The 17953-nt window shown below is 72.0% G+C and carries 18 protein-coding genes; 12 read left to right on the top strand and 6 right to left on the bottom strand.

Translation table 11 applies throughout. The annotated features are described in order from the left end of the window. The first annotated feature begins 96 nt into the window (after positions 1-96). Genes NNW99_RS34640 through NNW99_RS34630 form a run of 3 tightly spaced genes read left to right on the top strand, consistent with a single transcriptional unit; the run spans position 97 to position 4605 of the window. Positions 97-1668: an SDR family oxidoreductase gene (locus NNW99_RS34640; protein ID WP_215124555.1), complete on the top strand. Its 1572-nt coding sequence runs from the start codon at positions 97-99 to the stop codon at positions 1666-1668. Positions 1669-1716: 48 nt separating this feature from the next. After that, positions 1717-3090: a deoxyribodipyrimidine photo-lyase gene (locus tag NNW99_RS34635; protein ID WP_215123109.1), complete on the top strand. Its 1374-nt coding sequence runs from the start codon at positions 1717-1719 to the stop codon at positions 3088-3090. A gap of 15 nt (positions 3091-3105) precedes the next feature. Beyond that, complete coding sequence (locus NNW99_RS34630; protein WP_215123108.1) at positions 3106-4605, top strand: cryptochrome/photolyase family protein; 1500 nt, start codon at positions 3106-3108, stop codon at positions 4603-4605. On the opposite strand, the gene NNW99_RS34625 is transcribed toward NNW99_RS34630, so the two are convergent. Next, positions 4594-5595: a MerR family transcriptional regulator gene (locus NNW99_RS34625; RefSeq protein WP_215123107.1), complete on the bottom strand. Its 1002-nt coding sequence runs from the start codon at positions 5593-5595 to the stop codon at positions 4594-4596. The genes NNW99_RS34630 and NNW99_RS34625 overlap by 12 nt on opposite strands. Before the next feature lie 113 nt (positions 5596-5708). Here NNW99_RS34625 and NNW99_RS34620 point away from each other — a divergent pair, with 113 nt between their 5' ends. Both NNW99_RS34620 and NNW99_RS34615 read left to right on the top strand, forming a co-directional pair. Continuing rightward, positions 5709-6290 (top strand): RNA polymerase sigma factor, encoded by a 582-nt coding sequence (locus NNW99_RS34620; RefSeq protein ID WP_215123106.1) that lies wholly within the window; start codon positions 5709-5711, stop codon positions 6288-6290. Between the two features lie 117 nt (positions 6291-6407). Next, positions 6408-7094: a DUF4397 domain-containing protein gene (locus NNW99_RS34615; RefSeq protein ID WP_215123105.1), complete on the top strand. Its 687-nt coding sequence runs from the start codon at positions 6408-6410 to the stop codon at positions 7092-7094. Here the strand turns inward: NNW99_RS34615 and NNW99_RS34610 are convergent. The 5 genes from NNW99_RS34610 to NNW99_RS34590 form a co-directional block, all read right to left on the bottom strand. Continuing rightward, positions 7078-8040 carry a DUF6207 family protein gene (locus NNW99_RS34610; RefSeq protein ID WP_215123104.1) on the bottom strand — a complete coding sequence of 321 codons (963 nt, stop codon included), beginning with the start codon at positions 8038-8040 and terminating at the stop codon, positions 7078-7080. The genes NNW99_RS34615 and NNW99_RS34610 overlap by 17 nt on opposite strands. 10 nt (positions 8041-8050) lie before the next feature. Next, positions 8051-8944 (bottom strand): helix-turn-helix domain-containing protein, encoded by an 894-nt coding sequence (locus NNW99_RS34605; RefSeq protein ID WP_215123103.1) that lies wholly within the window; start codon positions 8942-8944, stop codon positions 8051-8053. Beyond that, positions 8941-9171 carry a hypothetical protein gene (locus NNW99_RS34600; RefSeq protein ID WP_215123102.1) on the bottom strand — a complete coding sequence of 77 codons (231 nt, stop codon included), beginning with the start codon at positions 9169-9171 and terminating at the stop codon, positions 8941-8943. The genes NNW99_RS34605 and NNW99_RS34600 overlap by 4 nt, the downstream gene beginning before the upstream one ends. 405 nt (positions 9172-9576) lie before the next feature. After that, entirely contained in the window at positions 9577-10218 is a 642-nt protein-coding gene (locus NNW99_RS34595) for a DNA alkylation repair protein (protein WP_215124554.1), read from the bottom strand. Between the two features lie 110 nt (positions 10219-10328). Beyond that, complete coding sequence (locus tag NNW99_RS34590; protein WP_215123101.1) at positions 10329-11120, bottom strand: MBL fold metallo-hydrolase; 792 nt, start codon at positions 11118-11120, stop codon at positions 10329-10331. A gap of 146 nt (positions 11121-11266) precedes the next feature. On the opposite strand from NNW99_RS34590, the gene NNW99_RS34585 reads away from it, so the two are divergent. From NNW99_RS34585 to NNW99_RS34555, 7 genes are all read left to right on the top strand, one after another. Continuing rightward, complete coding sequence (locus NNW99_RS34585; protein ID WP_370869216.1) at positions 11267-11887, top strand: ABATE domain-containing protein; 621 nt, start codon at positions 11267-11269, stop codon at positions 11885-11887. A gap of 40 nt (positions 11888-11927) precedes the next feature. Next, positions 11928-12839 carry a LysR family transcriptional regulator gene (locus tag NNW99_RS34580; RefSeq protein ID WP_215123099.1) on the top strand — a complete coding sequence of 304 codons (912 nt, stop codon included), beginning with the start codon at positions 11928-11930 and terminating at the stop codon, positions 12837-12839. 142 nt (positions 12840-12981) lie between these two features. Then, complete coding sequence (locus NNW99_RS34575; RefSeq protein WP_215123098.1) at positions 12982-14148, top strand: CaiB/BaiF CoA-transferase family protein; 1167 nt, start codon at positions 12982-12984, stop codon at positions 14146-14148. 84 nt (positions 14149-14232) lie between these two features. Further along, on the top strand, positions 14233-15009 hold the full coding sequence (locus tag NNW99_RS34570) for a crotonase/enoyl-CoA hydratase family protein (RefSeq protein WP_215123097.1): 777 nt from the start codon (positions 14233-14235) through the stop codon (positions 15007-15009). Between the two features lie 6 nt (positions 15010-15015). Further along, complete coding sequence (locus NNW99_RS34565; RefSeq protein WP_215123096.1) at positions 15016-15762, top strand: acetoacetate decarboxylase; 747 nt, start codon at positions 15016-15018, stop codon at positions 15760-15762. Then, the gene (locus NNW99_RS34560; protein WP_215123095.1) at positions 15759-16712 is read left to right on the top strand and encodes a 3-hydroxyacyl-CoA dehydrogenase NAD-binding domain-containing protein; all 954 of its coding nucleotides are present in this window, start codon (positions 15759-15761) and stop codon (positions 16710-16712) included. The genes NNW99_RS34565 and NNW99_RS34560 overlap by 4 nt, the downstream gene beginning before the upstream one ends. Before the next feature lies 1 nt (position 16713). Next, positions 16714-17916 carry an acyl-CoA dehydrogenase family protein gene (locus tag NNW99_RS34555; protein WP_215123094.1) on the top strand — a complete coding sequence of 401 codons (1203 nt, stop codon included), beginning with the start codon at positions 16714-16716 and terminating at the stop codon, positions 17914-17916. Positions 17917-17953: the final 37 nt, after the last annotated feature.

The raw sequence follows: 17953 nt of genomic DNA, 5'->3' as shown, positions 1-17953 counted from the left end.
GCCGCCCGTCGCACCGCCGCGACAGGCGCGGTCCCGCCGGTGCGGCCATGATCGAGGGGGCCGCAACACCGGAGCGCACGCGTGGAGGAGCCGATCGTGGAGACGGACGGACAACGGGACGCACAGCCGCCGCACTGTCTGGTGACCGGGGCGTCCGGGTACATCGGCGGGCGTCTGGTGCCGGAACTGCTCCAGGAGGGCCACCGGGTCCGGTGCCTGGCCCGCTCCCCCGGCAAGCTGCGCGATCACCCCTGGGCGGGGCACGCCGAGACGGTCCGGGGCGATGTCACGGACGCCGATTCGGTCGCCGCCGCGATGCGGGGTGTCGATGTCGCGTACTACCTGGTGCACGCCCTGGGGACCGGTCCGGGCTTCGAGGAGACCGACCGCAGGGCGGCCCGGGTCTTCGCCGAGCAGGCGCGCGCCGCCGGTGTGCGGCGGATCGTCTACCTCGGCGGGCTCACACCCCAGGGCGTTCCCGAGGAGTCCCTCTCCCCGCATCTGCGCTCCAGGGCCGAGGTGGGACGCGTCTTCCTCGACGCGCCGGTCCCGGCCACGGTGTTGCGGGCGGCGGTCGTCATCGGCTCGGGCTCGGCGTCCTTCGAGATGCTGCGCTATCTGACCGAGCGGCTGCCGGTGATGGTGACGCCCAGTTGGGTGCACACCCGGACGCAGCCGATCGGCGTACGGGACGTGCTGCGGTACCTCGTCGGTTCGGCCACGATGCCGGATGACGTCGACCGCGCGTTCGACATCGGCGGGCCGGACGTCCTCACGTACCGGGAGATGATGGACCAGTACGCCAAGGTGGCCGGACTGCGGCGCAGGCTCATCGTTCCGGTGCCGGTGCTCACCCCGAGGCTGTCCAGCCACTGGGTCGGCCTGGTCACCCCGGTGCCCGCCGCCCTCGCCCGGCCGCTGACCGAGTCGCTGCGCCACGAGGTCGTGTGCCGCGAGCACGACATCGCCCGCTACGTGCCCGACCGTCCGGGCCGGCCGCTGCCCTTCGACACGGCGCTGGCACTGGCGCTGCGCAAGGTGCGCGACGCACAGGTCGTCACCCGCTGGTCGTCCGCCGCCGTGCCCGGGGCGCCCAGCGATCCCCTGCCCACCGACCCGGACTGGGCGGGCGGCAGCCTCTACGAGGACGAGCGGCACCTCCCGGTGGACGCGTCCCGGGAGTCGCTGTGGAAGGTGATCGAGGGCATCGGCGGCGACAACGGCTGGTACTCCTTCCCGCTCGCCTGGACGGTCCGGGGCTGGCTGGACCGTTTCGTCGGCGGTGTCGGTCTGCGCCGCGGACGGCGCGACGCCGAGCGTCTGCGGGCCGGCGACTCCCTGGACTTCTGGCGGGTCGAGGAGATCGAGCCGAGCCGTCTGCTGCGGCTGCGGGCGGAGATGCGGCTGCCCGGTCTGGCGTGGCTGGAGATGTACGCGGAGACGGACGACGCGGGCCGTACGCGCTACCGGCAGCGCGCCCTCTTCCATCCCCGGGGCCTGCTGGGGCACGCCTACTGGTGGTCGCTCTCCCCGTTCCACGCCGTCGTCTTCGGCGGCATGGCCCGCAACATCACCCAGGCGGCCGTCAAGGGGATGAGCGCGCGCCGGGCCGGGCCGCGTCCCGGCCGCATCCGGACCGCGCGTCGCGACCGAAGAGTCAGGCAGTAGAGATCCACATCGCGATCCCCATCGCACAGCACCTTCAGGAGAATCGCCATGACCGTCGCGGTCGTCTTGTTCACCTCGGATCTGCGGGTGCACGACCATCCGCCGCTGCGCGCCGCACTGGCGTGGGCGGACGAGGTGGTGCCGCTCTTCGTCCGCGATCCCGGTGTCCACGCGGCGGGCTTCGACGTGCCCAACCGCAGTGCCTTCCTCGCCGACTGCCTGACCGACCTCGACGCCTCGCTGCGCCGGTGCGGCGGCCGGCTCGTCGTCCGCAAGGGACCGGTCGTCCAGGAGGTCTGCGCGGTGGCCGCCGAGTGCGGGGCGACAGAGGTGCACCTCGCGGCGGGCGTCACCGGCTACGCCCACCGGCGGGAGGAGCAGTTGCGGGACGCGCTGCGCGGACAGGGCGTGGCGCTGCACGTGCACGACAGCGTGATCACGGCCCTGGCGCCCGGCGCGGTGACGCCCGCGGGCAACGACCACTTCGCCGTGTTCACCCCCTACTTCCGCCGGTGGTCGCAGGAGCGGCTGAGGGACGTCTGTCCCGCGCCGCGCGTCGTGCGCGTCCCCGACGCCGTGCAGGGCGAGCCGCTGCCCTCCCGGGACGAGCTGTCGGACATCTCGCCGGGCCTGCCCACCGGGGGCGAGGGACCCGGGCGCGACCGGTTCAACCGGTGGTCGCGCGGCGGGCTTTCGGCGTACGAGGACCGGCACGACGATCTGGCGGGCGACGCGACGTCCAGGCTCTCGCCGTATCTGCACTTCGGTGCGCTGTCGCCGGTGGAGCTGGTCCAGCGGGCCCGGGAGCGTGGCGGGCCGGGGGCGGAGGCGTTCGTACGGCAGCTGTGCTGGCGCGACTTCCACCACCAGGTGCTGGCGGCGCGGCCCGACGCCTCCGGCCAGGACTACCGGACGCGGCACGACCGGTGGCGGACCGAGGACGAGGCCGCCGAGGACATCGCCGCGTGGCGGGAGGGCCGCACCGGCTACCCGGTCGTCGACGCGGCCATGCGCCAGCTGCTCCACGAGGGCTGGATGCACAACCGGGCGCGGCTGCTGGTGGCGAGCTTCCTGGCCAAGACCCTGTACGTGGACTGGCGGATCGGCGCCCGGCACTTCCTGGACCTGCTGGTGGACGGCGACATCGTCAACAACCAGCTCAACTGGCAGTGGGTCGCCGGGACCGGCACCGACACCCGCCCCCACCGCGTCCTCAACCCGGTCGTCCAGGGCAAGCGCTTCGACCCGGCGGGAGGTTATGTACGGCGGTGGGTGCCGGAGCTGTCGGACGTGCCCGATGCCCGCATCCATGAGCCCTGGCGGCTGCCCGAGGAGGAACGGGCGCGGCTGGACTACCCGCAGCCGCTGATCGACCTCGGTGAGGGCCTGGCCCGGTTCAAGCACGCGCGCGGCCGGGACTGACGGCGGGAGCGGCTCGTGCACTGGCTGTTCGGTGATCAGCTCGGTCCGCTTTTCCTGCGGCCGTCCGAGGACAGCGGCCTCGCCCGGGACACGCCGCTGCTGATGATCGAGGCCCGGTCGGTGTTCCGGCGCCGGCGCTTCCACCGGGCCAAGGCGCACCTGGTGCTGTCCGCCATGCGTCACCGCGCGGCCGAACTCGGCGACCGCGTCAGCTACGTGCGCGCCGACACCTACCGCGAGGGGCTCGACCGGGCGGCGCGCGGCCGGGCCCTGACCGTTCATCACCCGACCTCGTACGCCGCGCTGCGGCTGGTGCGCTCGCTGCCGCGGGTCACGACGGGCCCGGCGCGCGGATTCCTGGTGCCCCTGGACGCCTTCGCCGCGTGGGCCGGCGATCAGGGCGGCAGGAGCCTGCGTCAGGAGGACTTCTACCGCTGGGTCCGGCGCGGACACGACCTGCTGATGGACGGCGACCGGCCCGTGGGAGGCCGGTGGAACCTCGATCACGACAACCGGCGGCCGCCGCCCCGTGACACGGCCACCCTGCCGGTCGACCGTCCCTACCGGCCGCGCGAGGACGACATCGACGCGGAGGTCCGCCATGACCTCGACCGCTGGGAGAAGGACGGCGACGTGTCCTTCGTCGGGCGGGACGGGCCACGCCTGTTCCCCGCGACCAGGGCCGAGGCCCGGGCGGCGCTGCGTCGTTTCGTGGAGCGCCGGCTCACCGATTTCGGCCCGTACGAGGACGCGATGCTCGCCGCCGACCCCGTCATGAGCCACAGCCTGCTGTCGTCCTCGCTCAATCTGGGGCTGCTCGATCCCGCCGAGTGCGTCGAGCGGGCCGAGACGGCGTGGCGCGAGGGGCGGGCGCCGCTGAACAGCGTGGAGGGCTTCGTCCGGCAGATCGCCGGCTGGCGCGAGTACGTGTGGCAGCTCTACTGGTACTTCGGCGAGGACTACCGCAACTCCAACGCGCTGCGCCACACCGCACCGTTGCCGGACTGGTGGAACGACCTGGACGCCGACGACGTGGAGGCGCGCTGTCTGCGCACGGTGCTGTCCCAGGTACGCGACACGGGATGGACCCACCACATCCCCCGGCTGATGCTGCTCGGCAGCTACGCGCTCCAGCGGGGCTGGGATCCGGCGGCGGTCACGGACTGGTTCCACCGCTGCTTCGTCGACGGCTACGACTGGGTGATGGTGCCCAATGTCGTCGGCATGTCCCAGTACGCCGACGGCGGCCGGATGACCACCAAGCCGTACACCTCCGGCGGTGCCTATGTGAACCGGATGAGCGATCTGTGCGGCGCGTGCGTCTACCGGCCCTCGCAGCGGACCGGCGCGCACGCCTGCCCCTACACCGCGGGCTACTGGGCGTTCCTCGACCGGCACCGCGCCGGACTGGAGCGCAACCATCGCATGGCACAGGCGGTGCGCGGCCTGGACCGGCTCGGCGACCTCGCCGACGTACGACGCCAGGAGCGGGCGCGCGGGGACTCACCGCCCTGACACGACCGACTCCACCACCGCCAAGGCCTCGGCCAGGCCGGGGGGATGGGGCAGCCCGGCAAGGGTCTGACCGGCCCAGCCCGGCCCCAGGGTCAGGACGACGGGCTTCCTGCGGGCACCGCGCACGCCCCATTCCATCGCCGCCACATGCTGCGCCAGCGGCCGGCTGGCCGTGGTGCGGGACTGCGCCCACAGACCCACGGCGGCGGGTCCGGTGCGGCGCACCGCCGCGACGACCGATTCGACGGGCAGCGCGGCACCGAACATGCGTACCGGCAGGCCGCGTTCGGCCAGCGCGGCGGCCAGCACCTCCAGCGGCAGGGTGTGGTTCTCCCCCGGCACGCAGGCGAGGACCGTGGTGATGCCGGGGCCGTCGGCGACCACGGGCGGTGCGCTGCGCCGCAGCGCTCCGGAGACGTGCCAGGACAGGAAGTGCTCCACCTCCACATACTTCTCCCCCGAGGTCTCCCACTTGCGGCCGGTCGCCTGCAGGGTCGGCATGATCACCTCGGTCCAGGCCGTGACCAGTCCGTGGTCGGCGATCGCGGCCAGGAGCAGTTCGTCCAGGGCGGCGGCGTCGAGACGCAGGGCGGCACGGGCGATCCCCCTGGACTCCTGGCGCACGTCGCCGAGGCGCATCCCGCTCCCGGCCCGGCTGCGGCCGCGCGGCGGCGGGGGCGGTTGCGGGAGGGGCACCCGCGCGGAGGGGGCCGGGTCCGGCGGTGTGTCGCCGAGCGCCACGCGCGCGGCTTCGGCAGGGGGCAGACCGGTCGCCGTCAGGGCGCACATCCGCTCCAGGCGGGCCACGTCCCCGGCGGTCCAGCGCCGGTGCCTGCCGCCGGTGTGCGCGTCGGGGCCGATGCCGTAGCGGCGGTCCCAGGAGCGGACCGTGGTGGGCGCCACCCCCAGGCGTCTGGCCACTTCACCGGTGGTGAGCCCGCCGCGCAGCGGGTCCTCCTCGTGCCGGCCGTCGCCGTCACCTCTGGTCACGGAGCCCACTGTACGACGCACAAACGACGCATGTTGCCTGCGTCGTTTGTGCGTCACAAGACTGGGACGCGTGCGGACGGCCGCACCTCGCGCATGGCAGGAGGAACCAGGCCATGATCACCGACACCCGAGAAGAGACCAGGTACGAGGACGAGCTGGCCCTTGGATTCCGTGCCGCCGACGAGGACGCCTTCGCCGCGGTCTACCGGCGCTGGGCGCCCCTGGTCCACACCATGGCCACCCGGTCGCTCGGCGACACGTACGAGGCCGACGACGTCACCCAGCAGGTGTTTCTCGGCGCCTGGCGCGGTCAGGCCGGCTTCCGCCCGGAGCGGGGCCCGCTGGGCGCCTGGCTCGTGGGCATCACCCGGCGCAAGATCGTCGACGCGCTGGCCGCCCGGACCAGACGGCTGGCCCTCGCCGATTCCCTCGCCCACACGGACGACACGCTCGGCCGGGACGAGTCGGCGGCGGAGGACGTCCTGGACCGGGTCCTGCTGGTGCAGGAGTTGTCCTGTCTGCCGTCGCACCAGCGGCATGTGCTGTGCCTGGCCTTCTACGAGGACCTGACCCAGGCCCAGATCGCGGAACGGACCGGAATGCCGCTCGGCACGGTGAAGAGTCACGCCCGCCGTGGCCTGCAGCGGCTGCGCCGGGCGATCGAGCCGGGCCAGGTCCGCTGGACGGGCGTCTAGCCGCGCGGCCGAACCGGCCGACGAAAGGTGCCGTCCGCGCATCCGCGACGGTCGCCGTGCGCGAAACGACATCGAGACCCCGCAACGTGCGGAGGCGCATTCGAAGGGATGACCCCCATGACTTCCCGGACCTCTCTCGCTGTCGCCGCATCGGCCGCCGCCTGCGCCCTGGCCCTGGGCGCCGCCGCGCCCGCCATGGCGGGTGCCGCCTCGCAGAACGAGGCGATGGTGTCCGTCTTCCACGGCATCCCCGGGATGACCGTCGATGTGTACGCCAACGGTGACGAGCTGATCGGCGACTTCAAGCCCGGCACGGTGACCGACCCGCAGGCCCTCAAAGCCGGGACCTATGACATAGAGATCTTCGAGGCGGGCCAGAACCCGGACGGCACACCCGCCCTCCAGAAGGAGGTCAAGGTGGCCGAGGGCGGCAACGCCACGATCGCCGCCCACCTCACCGCCGACGGCAAACCCCAGCTGACCGCCTACACCAACGATGTCGCGAAGGTCGACGACGGCAAGGCCCGCCTCACGGTGCGCCACGTCGCAGCCGCCCCCGCGGTCGACGTCCGCGCGAACGGGCAGCCGCTCTTCACCGGCCTGGAGAACCCCAAGGAGGACACCACCGAGGTCGACGCGGGCACCGTGAAGGCCGATGTCGTGCTCGCCGGCACGGACACCGTGGCCATCGGCCCGGCCGACCTCTCCCTCAAGGCGGGCACGGCCAATGTCGTCTACGCCTGGGGCAGCGCCGATGACAAGAACCTGGCGCTGGCGACGCAGACGCTCAACGCCACGAAGTAGGTTCGGCGGGCCGGCGGTCCAGGAGGTAACGCAGCCGCGCATCGCGACGGTCCGCTCCCCTGGCCGTACGGTCCGCGACGGCCGATTCCCAGCAGGCCGCGAGGGCTTCCCGGAAGAAGCTGGAGGCGGACTCGTCGCGTGCGGCGGTCTCCACCAGGACCCGTTCCGGCTCGTGCGCGCACTCGCCGGAACGGTCCCCGGCGTCGGCGCGCGGCCTGGTGCGGTTGGGCAGGCCCGTGGCCGGCGGCCGGGCCTGCCGTACGGTCCGGGAGACCGCCGAGGTGGCGGCCAGGATGATCTCGAGTTGCTCGGCGAAGTGAGGGCCGGGGAGCGGGATCTCGTAGTCGGGGTTGCGGGCGTATCCGGCGGCGACGGCGTTGGTGACATAGGCCTTGACCGCGGTGTACGTCTCGGTGTGGTCGCGGGGGGCGGTCGGGGCCAGTCGGCTGAGGATGCGCAGGACCGTGGGGATGCTGGTGTCGACGCCGAGTCCGCTGTCGGCCGGCGCGTCGTCGCCGGCCTGCTGGTGCCACAGGGCGGCCGCCTGCCGGTCGCCGAGCGCGAGGTGATGCAGGTGGAGGCAGTAGGAGGCGGCGGGTTCGCCGGCCCCGGCGGCGTACTGCCACCAGAAGCGCGCGCCGTCCCGCGCGTCGGCGAGTTGCAGGACGCAGCCGAGGATCCAGGCGCCGCGCGGGGAGGGGAGCTGTTCGGTGACGAAGTCGGCGAGCTGGCGCGGCGTGGCGTGGACGACGGCCGCCTCGCACAGGGCCCGCAGGCTCCGGGCGGCGTTGTCGTCGGCCAGGTCGCCGCCGCCGACGGCCCACAGCGGGGTGCCGTCCGGGGCGAAGGCGGGGTAGGCGGTGTCCTCGTACGGGACGGTGTCCGACGGCACGTGGGGATCGTGCAGCAGGAGCGAGCGGGAGAGGAGTTCGTCGATGGCGGTCATGGCGGGGTGCTCACTCCCGGTTGTCATGGCGGAGGTAGGTGCCTTCCAGGGCGCCTCGGGCGTGGTGGTCGATGGACTGGGTGATGGCCGTGGACAGGCCGACGACGCCGGGGATGGCGTCGGGGTGGATGCCGCACAGATAGCGCAGGACGGTGACGTCGAGCTGGTTCTGGGGCAGCCGGGCGACGGCGTCGAAGAAGTCGGCGAGCCGGCCGATGCGGGCGAAGCGGGCGGTCAGGTCGTCGATCCGGCTCTGGTCGACGGTCTGGAACGCCGCCGGGCGCAGATCGGGATGTCCGGCCGGGTGCAGGTGCGTGCGTAACAGGACGCGCGAGCGCAGCAGCCGCCAGGCGTGGCGGGGGACGTTGGGGCCGGCGACGGCGTCGTCCCAGCCGAGCCAGAGGATGTCGCAGGCTTCCGAGACGACCCAGTGGGCGCGCCGGTCGCTCTGCAGGAAGGCGCGGGCGTAGGCGGTGTAGGGGTGGCGCATGGCCTCGGTGAATCCCTGGTGGGCGAGCGGGGGCCGTTCCGGCGGCAGCGGCTGGACGGCGTGTATGCGGCTCTCGATCCAGGCGTGGTCCTTGGCCGCCTCTCGGGCCGCCGCGGTCCACAGCCGGCGCAGCGGCCAGACGGGGATGTCCAGGGCCCGGACCACGCTGTAGGTGATCTCCCAGCCGGGGTAGTAGCCCTTGCCGCGCAGGAGTTCGCTGATGCGGGCCTTGGAGTAGCCGGAGCGGCCGACGAGGTCGTCGAGGGTGAGCCCGCTGGCGAAGAGCCGGCCCCGCACCGGCTCCAGCCAGGCCCGGTGGGAGGGACCCACCTGCTCGCCGATCGACTCCGGTTTGCGGCCGCGCCTGCTCGGCGGCTCGCCGTCGGGCTGCTCGTACGCGGAGAACGGGGTCATCGCACCGACTCCTCGGGTCCGGCCGCTATGGCCGTCGGGGCGGTGTCCGCCGGGGTGGGGCGCGGGGACTGCGTGGTGTGGAGGGCGGCGACGATCTGCTGTACGAGCAGTCCGAGCGACGGCAGCAGCGCGGCCACGGCCGCGAGGTGCCCCAGCACGGTCATCACCGTGCTCCATGCGAAGACCGCCACCATCACGACGACGGTCAACACCTGCTTACTGGACATCGCACCTTGTCTCTCAACTCGAGGCGTCTGGAAGGCTCTTCCGCGGCGGTGCTGAGGCGCTGCGGAGGAGTTGGAGGTCAGCATGGTGCGTCGACGGCCGGACACTCAACGTGATCATGGAGTTACGGAACAATGCCGCCGGGTGCCCCGGTGTCCACAGCGGGCCTCACTGGGCCATGTCGGTCACTCACGCGTGCAAAACATGGCGGATTGAACGCTTTTGAAGGCGGAAACGTACTTCTCGTCGCGATACCGGGGGCAGGGCGCACCATGGATCGCGGACGCCTCCCCGGGCGTCGGACCTTCCAGTCTGGAAGGACGAGCGGTCCCTTCGTGCTGAAGAACGACCGGAGGGGACCGCACCGCTCCCGCCCAGACCCCGTGCTGGGCGGGAGCGCCTGCTCGCTAGCCGTGCCGCCTGCGCACCATCTCGGTGATCCAGACGGGCGCGAACGGGGATGTGCAGCCGGGGGACGTCGGATAGTCCTTGAGCACCTCCAGGCGCTCGCCGATGCCGAGGGCACGGGTGCGGTACTCCGCGTGCTCGATCCCGATCTGGGCCAGGCAGTGGTTCATCGCCCACTGCAAGCGGTCCGGGGCGTCCTTCATCTCCGCCTCGATGACGTCGAGCAGTTCCGCGAGGTCGAGGCCCTCGGGTTTCTTCGCCACGCGTTCGGTGGTCAGCGCCCAGCCGGCGCTCGCGACCACGGGATCCGGGTCGGCGAACCAGGCCGAGCGCAGTTCCTCGGCGTGCGGGCTCTTCTTCACCACGTAGTTCACGAGCCAGTCGTGCACCTTGGGGGTGCGTGCCTCGCGCAGCATGACGTCCAGGGCGTCACGCTCGAACGCCTTCGGGCGGCAGATCAGGAGGGCGAGCAGTCTCGCCGCGGTGTCGCCCGTCTCCCAGAGCCGGACCGCGAGTTCCTGCTGCGTCTTCAGGCGCTTCGCGAGCGCGCGCAGTTTGCCGAGGTTCACACCGTGATCGTCACCGTGCCTCTCGTTCACCTCGCGCGCCTTCGGGTCCTCGAGCGCGGCCAGCTCGGCCATCACCTCGGCGACCGTCGTCCCGGGCTGCGTCGTCTCGGCCACCTCGGCCTCCTGTCCCTCGCGATCGGCATTCACCGTACGACGGAAACCGGCTGCCGCGATGCCCGGGATCAGCCCGAGTGTCCCCAGTCCAGGCGGTCGGCCAGCCCCGCCTCGGTGAAGGCGGCCTGGAGTTCGTCGCGGCCTTCGGTGAAGTGGGTCCAGCTGTCGTAGTGGACGGGGACGACCCGGCGGGCGCCGAGGATCCGGGTGGCTTCGGCGGCCTGGGCGCTGTCCAGCACGAGGGTGCCTCCGTCGAAGAGGCCGGCGAAGCGGGGTGCGCCCGCGAAGAGGACGGCGGTGTGCACCGGGCCGAGGCGGTCGGCGGTCTCCCTGACCGCGTCGAGGGAGGCGTTGTCACCGCTGACGTAGACGGTGGGCAGTCCGTCTCCGGTCAGGACGAATCCGACGACCTGTCCGGTGACGGCCTCGGTCTCCTCGCGCGGACCCGGGCCGTGGACGGCGGGGACGCCGGTCACGGTGACCGTGCCGCCGTCGGGGCGGTCCAGCTCGACCGACTCCCAGTCGGCCAGTCCCCTGGCCCGGTCGCCGAGGCGCTTGCCGCCACCGGGGGTGGTGAGGGTCAGCGGCACATCGGCGAGGAGGGCCCGGCCGGCTCGGTCGAGGTTGTCGGCGTGCTCGTCGTGGGAGAGCAGGACCACGTCGACGGAGCCGAGCTCGGCGGGGCTGCCGGAGGCGGGGGCGGTCTTGGTCAGGACCGGGCCGGCCGACTCCGGGTAGTCGCCGGGAGCGTCGAAGGTGGGGTCGGTCAGGAACCGCAGGCCGCCGTACTCGAAGAGAGCGGTCGGGCCGCCGAAGACGCGGACGGGGAACTGCTCACGGGTCGTCACCGAAGAAGCCACAGCAGAAACACCTCACGGATAGGATTGGTTTATCCGTGAGAGACCGTAGCCGCTTCTCACGGATGAAGGCAAGCCGTACCATGAGAACCATGAACGCGAACGCCGCCGCCGAGCCCGCCGAGCCCACTGGTTCCGCCGAACCCGCCGTGCCTCCCGCGCCCGGTGAGGAGCAGTACGCGGCCCTCGCCTTCGCCAACAGCGTCATCGCGTCGCCCGGCGGCAGGTTCACCGACTTCCTCGGCACACCGGAGCAGGCGAATCAGTGGCTGGCGGACCACGGCCTCGCCCCCGTGGACGCGGGCCTCCGGGAGATGTGCACGGCACAACTGCGTTCCCTGCGCGAACAGATCAGGTCGTTGCTCGCCTCCCGCGTCGAGGCGCTGCCGGCCCTGCCCGCCGCCCTCTCCGCGGTCAACGACGCCATGACCAAGGTGCCCACCGCCTCGCTGCTCCAGTGGGACGAGAAGAACGGCCCCTACCGCGCACCCCCGCACCCCACCACCGAGATCGTCGACCACGCACTCGCGGCCCTGGCCGCCGACGCGGCCGACCTGCTCACCGGGCCCGACGCCGAGCGCCTCACCGCCTGCGGCTCCCCGCCCTGCGGCCGCTATCTGCTGCGCCACGGCCGACGCCACTGGTGCTCGACACGCTGCGGCGACCGCGCACGCGCGGCCCGCGCCTACGCACGCCGGACCCGGACCGAGGGCGGGGGCGGGGTCGAGGCCGGGGCTTCCGCGCTCGGGACGCACCCGGAGGGCGGGTGAGGCCCGGTCATCCGGACAGACGGTCGCTAGGGTTGGGCGCGTGGAGCTCCTACACCTGCGCTATTTCGTCGCCGTCGCCCAAGAACTGAACTTCTCCACCGCGGCCCGCAAACTGCACATGGCGGCCTCCCCGCTGAGCCGACGGATCAAGGATCTCGAAGGCGAACTCGGGCACCGGCTGTTCGACCGCGACACGCACAAGGTGAGGCTCACCGCCGCCGGTACCGCGCTGCTGCCGATCGCGCGCGGTGTCCTGGAGCAGGTCGACTCGATCCAGTGGCGACTGGACGAGACGGCCCGGCCGCAGCGGACCACGCTGCTGCTCGGCGTCCCGAGCGGCATCCACCCGGATCTGCGGATGCGGATGGACACCCTCGCCGAGCGGGTCGGCGACCGGTTCGAGATCAAACGCTGGCCGGGGGGCACCGACCGGCTGGTGGACGCGGTGTGCGACGGACGGCTCGCGCTGACCCTGGCCCGGCTGCCGGTCGGCGGCGACCCCGCCCTGGAACAGTTGCCGGTGATGTCGGAGCGGCTGGGCGCGGTCGTCCCCAGAGACCGCTTTCCGGGGCGGGAGTCGGTCGCGCTGGCGGAGCTGGCCGACCTCGCCTACGCGGGCTCCCCCACGGCCGTGACCAACGCGTATTTCCGCGGACTCGACCGGCGACTGTCCGATCTCGGCCTCAAGAAGCGGATCGAACTGAGCAGTGTCACTTTCGACGGAGTGTCCGAGATAGTGGCCAGCGGACTGGCTTTCTCCATTTCCATGCTGGATTCCAGAAGCCCCGTACAGAATTACCGTCTGGACAATGTGACGGTTCTCCCCTTCTCCGATTTCCATCCGACACTGGAGACCGGCCTTTTCTGGCGCAAGGACCGGGCCGACGGCGGTGACCTGGAAGAAGTGGTCGCCGCGGCGCGCGAAGTGTTCGCCGACCGGCTTCTCGCCTGAATTCCAAGAAACCTTCACACAAAGCGGTATGACCACTGCGGTCATACCGCTCTGCGCTATTTGGTCATTCCGTTCGCAACCCGCCCTTGCTAACTTAGTTGGCAGATACACACATGCGGCGAAGCTAGGAGTGAAGGTAACGATGACGGAAATCACGGACACCACCGCCGGTCCTCTGGACGGCGTGCGCGTGATCGACCTCTCGACCGTGGTGATGGGCCCGTACGCCGCCCAGATCCTCGGTGACCTGGGCGCCGACGTGATCAAGATCGAGTCGCCCGCCGACACCGTGCGCGTGGGCCACTACCGCACCACGCCGGGCATGACCCCGCTGAACCTCAACGTCAACCGCAACAAGCGGAGCGTGGCCCTCAACCTCAAGGAAGAGACCGACCGGGAGCGCGCGCTCGCACTGGTCGACACCGCGGACGTGCTCATCACGAACATGCGGCCCGGCGCGCTGCACCGTCTGGGCCTGTCCTACGACGACATCGCCGCCCGCAACCCGCGGCTCGTCTACGCACACGCCCAGGGCTTCCGCGGCGACTCGGACCGCGCGGGCAACGCCGCCTACGACGAGACCGTGCAGGCCGCCTCCGGCCTGGTCGACATCGCCGACCGCGCGCTGGGCGAGCCCGTCTACCTGCCGACCATCATCGGCGACAAGGTCTCCTCGCTGACCATCGCCTACAGCGTGCTCGCGGCCCTGCTGCACCGGGACCGGACCGGCCGGGGCCAGCAGGTCGAGATCCCGATGACGGACACGCTGATCGCCTTCAACCTCGTCGAGCACCTGGCGGGCCACACCCACGTGCCCGAGAGCAGCCCCACCGGCTTCCCGCTGTCGATGCTCAAGGGCCACAAGGCGGTGCGCACCAAGGACGGCCTCGCCTGTGTCATCCCCTACAACCCGCGGAACTACCGTGACTTCTTCTCGGCCGCCGGGCGCCCGGACCTCGCCGAGGACCCGCGGGTCGGAGGGGAGGCCATCGACAGCGCCGACCACGAGGACCTGGCCGAGCTGATCGGCGTGTGCGCCCCGGCGCTGACCACCGAGGAGTGGGCCGAGGTGTGCGCCAAGCACAGCATCCCGATGGCGCCGGTGCTGGAGCTGGAGAACGCCCACGAGGACCCCTATGTCCGTGACGGTCACCTGCTCGACACCGTCGAGCACCCGACCGAGGGCACTGTCCGCACCATCGGCATCCCGGTGCGCTTCTCCGCGACCCCCGGCTCGATCCGCCGGCTGGCACCGGTCGCGGGCCAGGACACCGCGGACGTCCTCGCCGAACTCGACGCCGCCCGCTGAGCGACGGCCCTCCCTCCCCCAACTCGCCGTCGGGGAGCGGCCCGCGCTCCCCGACGGCCGTCACACCAGGACAGAAGGACCACCATGAGCACCCCCGAAACCCCTGTCGTACGGACCGAACGCATCGGCTCCGCCCTGCTGATCACCCTCGACCGGCCCGAGGCCCGCAACGCCGTGAACGCGGCGGTGGCCGCCCAACTGGCCGCTGCACTGGACGAGTTGGAGGCCGATCCGGCGCTGCGGGCCGGTGTGCTGACCGGTGAGGGCGGCGCCTTCAGCGCCGGTATGGACCTCAAGGCGGCGCTGCGCGGCGAGTCGCCCGAGGTCGAGGGCCGCGGGTTCGGCGGCCTCACCGAGTCCGAGCCGGCCAAGCCGCTGATCGCCGCCGTGGAGGGCTTCGCCATGGGCGGCGGCTTCGAACTGGCCCTGGCCTGCGACCTGATCGTCGCGGCCGAGGACGCCCGGTTCGGTCTGCCCGAGGTCAAGCGCGGGCTGATCGCGGCGGGCGGCGGCGTGATCCGGCTGCCCAAGCGCGTCCCGCACCACCTCGCCATGGAACTGCTGCTGACCGGCGAGCCCGTCGACGGCCGCCGTGCGGGCGAACTCGGCCTGGCCAACCGGGTCACCGGCAGCGGCCAGGCCGTCGCCGAGGCGCTGCGGCTGGCCGAACGGCTCGCGGAGAACGCCCCGCTCGCGCTCGCCACCGTCAAGCGCGTCGTCCGCGCCGCCGACGGGGCGCCCGACGCCGAGGCCTTCGCCTTCCAGCGCGAGCAGATGAAGACCCTGATGGCCTCGGCCGACGTCCGCGAGGGCATGACGGCCTTCGCCGAGCGCCGCCCCGCGCGGTGGACGGGACGGTGAGGCGCCATGCGCGCCGAGGACGTCACACAGCACGTCACCACCCCCCTCACCAGCCCGGCGTACGCGCCGATGGTGCCGCGGTTCACCGACCGTGAGTACCTCAACGTCGTCTACCGCACCGACCCCGAAGCGCTGCGGGCGGTCGTCCCTCAGCCGCTGCGGATCGACGAGCCGCTGGTCCGGTTCGAGGTCATGAAGATGGGTGACGTCAGCGGCTACGGCCCCTACACCGAGGCCGGCCAGGCGATCCCCGTCGGCTTCGAGGGCGAGCGGGGCGAGTACCTGCACGCCATGTACCTCGACAACTTCCCGGCGACCGCCTCCGGCCGCGAGGTCTCCGCCTACCCGAAGGTCATGGGCTCCCCGGCGCTCCAGGTCGACACCGGCGCGCTCGTCGGCACCCTCGACCACGGCGCGCAGCGGGTCGCCACCGCGACCATGGGCTACAAGCACCACGAGCTGGACCGGGACGAGGCGGCGGCGCAGATCACCGTGCCGACCTTCATGCTCAAGGTCATTCCCGGCTACGACGGTCTGCCGCGTGTGCAGGAACTCGTCCGCACCCGCATCACCGACCTCACCGTCAAGGAGGCCTGGACCGGCCCCGCCCGGCTGCAGCTCTTCCAGCACGTGCTGGCCCCGCTGGCCGACCTGCCGGTGCTGGAGGTCGTCTCCGCCAGCCACATCCTCACCGACCTGACGCTCGCGGGCGTCGAGCCGGTCCACGACTACCTGAAGGGAGCCCTGTCATGACCCGCGCCTTCCGTACAGCGGCCGTGATCGGCGCCGGGACCATCGGACTGTCCTGGGCGACGCTGTTCGCCGCACACGGCCTGACCGTCAAGGTGAGCGACCCGCGGCCGGACCTCGCCGAGGCCGTCGCCGACGCGCTGGAGCGCAACGCCCCGCAGCTGGCCGCCCGTGGCCTGGACGTGACGGGCCTGGCCGACCGGGTGCACATCGCGGCCGATGTCGCCGACGCGGTCCGGGACGCGGACGTCGTCCAGGAGAACGGCCCCGAGCGGGTCGAGTTCAAGCAGGACCTGTTCGCCACGCTGGTCCGCGAGGCACCCGAGCACGCGCTGCTGCTCAGCTCCTCGTCGGCGATCCCGTCCAGCGCCTTCACCGGCGAACTGCCGGACGAGGCCGCCGCCCGGGTCCTGATCGGCCACCCCTTCAACCCGCCGCACATCGTCCCGCTCGTCGAGGTCGTGCCCGGGGAGCGCACCGGCGAGGACGCCGTGCAGGACGCGGTGGACTTCTACACCTCGGTCGGCCGCACCCCGGTCGTCGAGCGCAAGGAGATCCCCGGCTTCGTCGGGAACCGGCTGCAGAACGCGCTCAGCCGCGAGGCGGTGTACCTCGTCCAGCAGGGCGTGGTGACCCCCGAGGACCTCGACAAGGTCGTGATGAACTCGCTGGGCCTGCGCTGGTCCACGGTCGGGCCGTTCCTCGGCTCGCACCTGGGCGGCGGCCCCGGCGGCTACCGGCACCTCGTCGAGCACATCGGCGCCTCGATGCGGCAGCGGCTCGACACGGGCCTCGGCAGCCCGTCGCAGAGCGAGGAAGACCAGGAACGGCTCATCGAAGCCGTGGAAAAGGCCTACGGCTCCTCCACGTACCCGGAACTCACCGAGACGCGCGACCGCAGGCAACTCGCGGTGCTGTCCGCCCTGGACAGCGCCGACAAGGAGGAGAACTGAGATGACCACCTTCACGGAACCGCTCGAGGACCAGCTCACCGCGGACTTCTACAGCTACGAGGCCCTGCTGCCGGACGAGGAGCGCAAGATCCTCCTCAAGGCCCGTGCCTTCATGCGGGACGAGGTCAAGCCGCTGGTGAACGCGAACTGGGCCGCGGACCGCTTCCCCACGGAGCTCATCTCCCTGTTCCGCGACAGCGGCCTCGCAGGCCTCCCCTACGAGGGCTACGGCGAGCACCGCCCCGCCGTCAGCAACCTCCTCAGCGGCATGCTCGCCCTGGAGATGACCCGCACCGACGCCTCGGTGTCCACCTTCTTCGGCGTCCACAACGGCCTGGCGATGTACTCCATCCACTCGGGCGGCGACCAGGAGCAGCGGGACCGCTGGCTCCCCGAGATGGCCGCGATGGACAAGATCGGCGCGTTCGCCATGACCGAGCCGCTCGGCGGCTCCGATGTCGCGGGCGGTATGCGCACCACCGCCCGGCGCGAGGGCGACAGCTGGGTCCTGAACGGCGCCAAGAAGTGGATCGGCAACGCTACCTTCGCCGACTACGTCGTGGTCTGGGCCCGGGACGTCGACGACAACCACGTCAAGGGCTTCGTCGTCGAGAAGGGCACGCCCGGCTTCGAGCCGGTGAAGATCGAGGGCAAGATCGCCTTCCGGATCGTGGAGAACGCCGAGATCACCCTGACCGACGTCCGGGTGCCGGAGGCGAACCGCCTGCAGAACATCAACTCCTTCCGGGACGTCGCCGAGATCCTGCGCGCCACCCGCAGCGGAGTCGCCTGGCAGGCGCTGGGCGTGATGGTCGGCGCCTACGAACTCGCCCTGGACTACGCCCGGGAGCGCCGCCAGTTCGGCCGCCCGATCGGCGGCTTCCAGCTGGTGCAGGACCTGCTGGTGAAGAGCCTGGGCAACATCACCGCGTCCTGGGGCATGCTGACGCAGCTCGCCCGGCTGCAGGACGCGGGGATCTTCCGCGACGAACACTCCGCGCTGGCCAAGGCGTTCGTCACCTCCCGGATGCGGGAGGTCGTCGCCTGGAGCCGGGAGATCTTCGGCGGCAACGGCATCCTCCTGGAGCACGACATCGCCCGGTTCTTCGCCGACGCCGAGGCCATCTACTCCTTCGAGGGCACCCGCGAGATGAACACCCTGATCGTCGGCAAGTCGATCACGGGCCAGAGCGCCTTCGTCTGAGGCACATCCGATGAGGAAACCCCAGGTCCTTCGACCT

Origin of the sequence: Streptomyces sp. CRCS-T-1, from assembly GCF_024442335.1 — a bacterium.
Lineage (GTDB): Bacteria > Actinomycetota > Actinomycetes > Streptomycetales > Streptomycetaceae > Streptomyces > Streptomyces koelreuteriae.
This window is presented reverse-complemented; position numbering and strand designations above follow the sequence as displayed.

Bases quoted from the DNA above. Each gene is read 5' to 3' on its own strand.
- NNW99_RS34565 (WP_215123096.1), top strand. From the start codon at position 15,016: ATGCGCGCCGAGGACGTCACACAGCACGTCACCACCCCCCTCACCAGC.
- NNW99_RS34570 (WP_215123097.1), top strand. From the start codon at position 14,233: ATGAGCACCCCCGAAACCCCTGTCGTACGGACCGAACGCATCGGCTCC.
- NNW99_RS34635 (WP_215123109.1), top strand. From the start codon at position 1,717: ATGACCGTCGCGGTCGTCTTGTTCACCTCGGATCTGCGGGTGCACGAC.
- NNW99_RS34620 (WP_215123106.1), top strand. From the start codon at position 5,709: ATGATCACCGACACCCGAGAAGAGACCAGGTACGAGGACGAGCTGGCC.
- NNW99_RS34575 (WP_215123098.1), top strand. From the start codon at position 12,982: ATGACGGAAATCACGGACACCACCGCCGGTCCTCTGGACGGCGTGCGC.
- NNW99_RS34595 (WP_215124554.1), bottom strand. From the start codon at position 10,218: ATGGCCGAGCTGGCCGCGCTCGAGGACCCGAAGGCGCGCGAGGTGAAC.
- NNW99_RS34615 (WP_215123105.1), top strand. From the start codon at position 6,408: ATGACTTCCCGGACCTCTCTCGCTGTCGCCGCATCGGCCGCCGCCTGC.
- NNW99_RS34555 (WP_215123094.1), top strand. From the start codon at position 16,714: ATGACCACCTTCACGGAACCGCTCGAGGACCAGCTCACCGCGGACTTC.
- NNW99_RS34610 (WP_215123104.1), bottom strand. From the start codon at position 8,040: ATGACCGCCATCGACGAACTCCTCTCCCGCTCGCTCCTGCTGCACGAT.
- NNW99_RS34605 (WP_215123103.1), bottom strand. From the start codon at position 8,944: ATGACCCCGTTCTCCGCGTACGAGCAGCCCGACGGCGAGCCGCCGAGC.
- NNW99_RS34560 (WP_215123095.1), top strand. From the start codon at position 15,759: ATGACCCGCGCCTTCCGTACAGCGGCCGTGATCGGCGCCGGGACCATC.
- NNW99_RS34600 (WP_215123102.1), bottom strand. From the start codon at position 9,171: ATGTCCAGTAAGCAGGTGTTGACCGTCGTCGTGATGGTGGCGGTCTTC.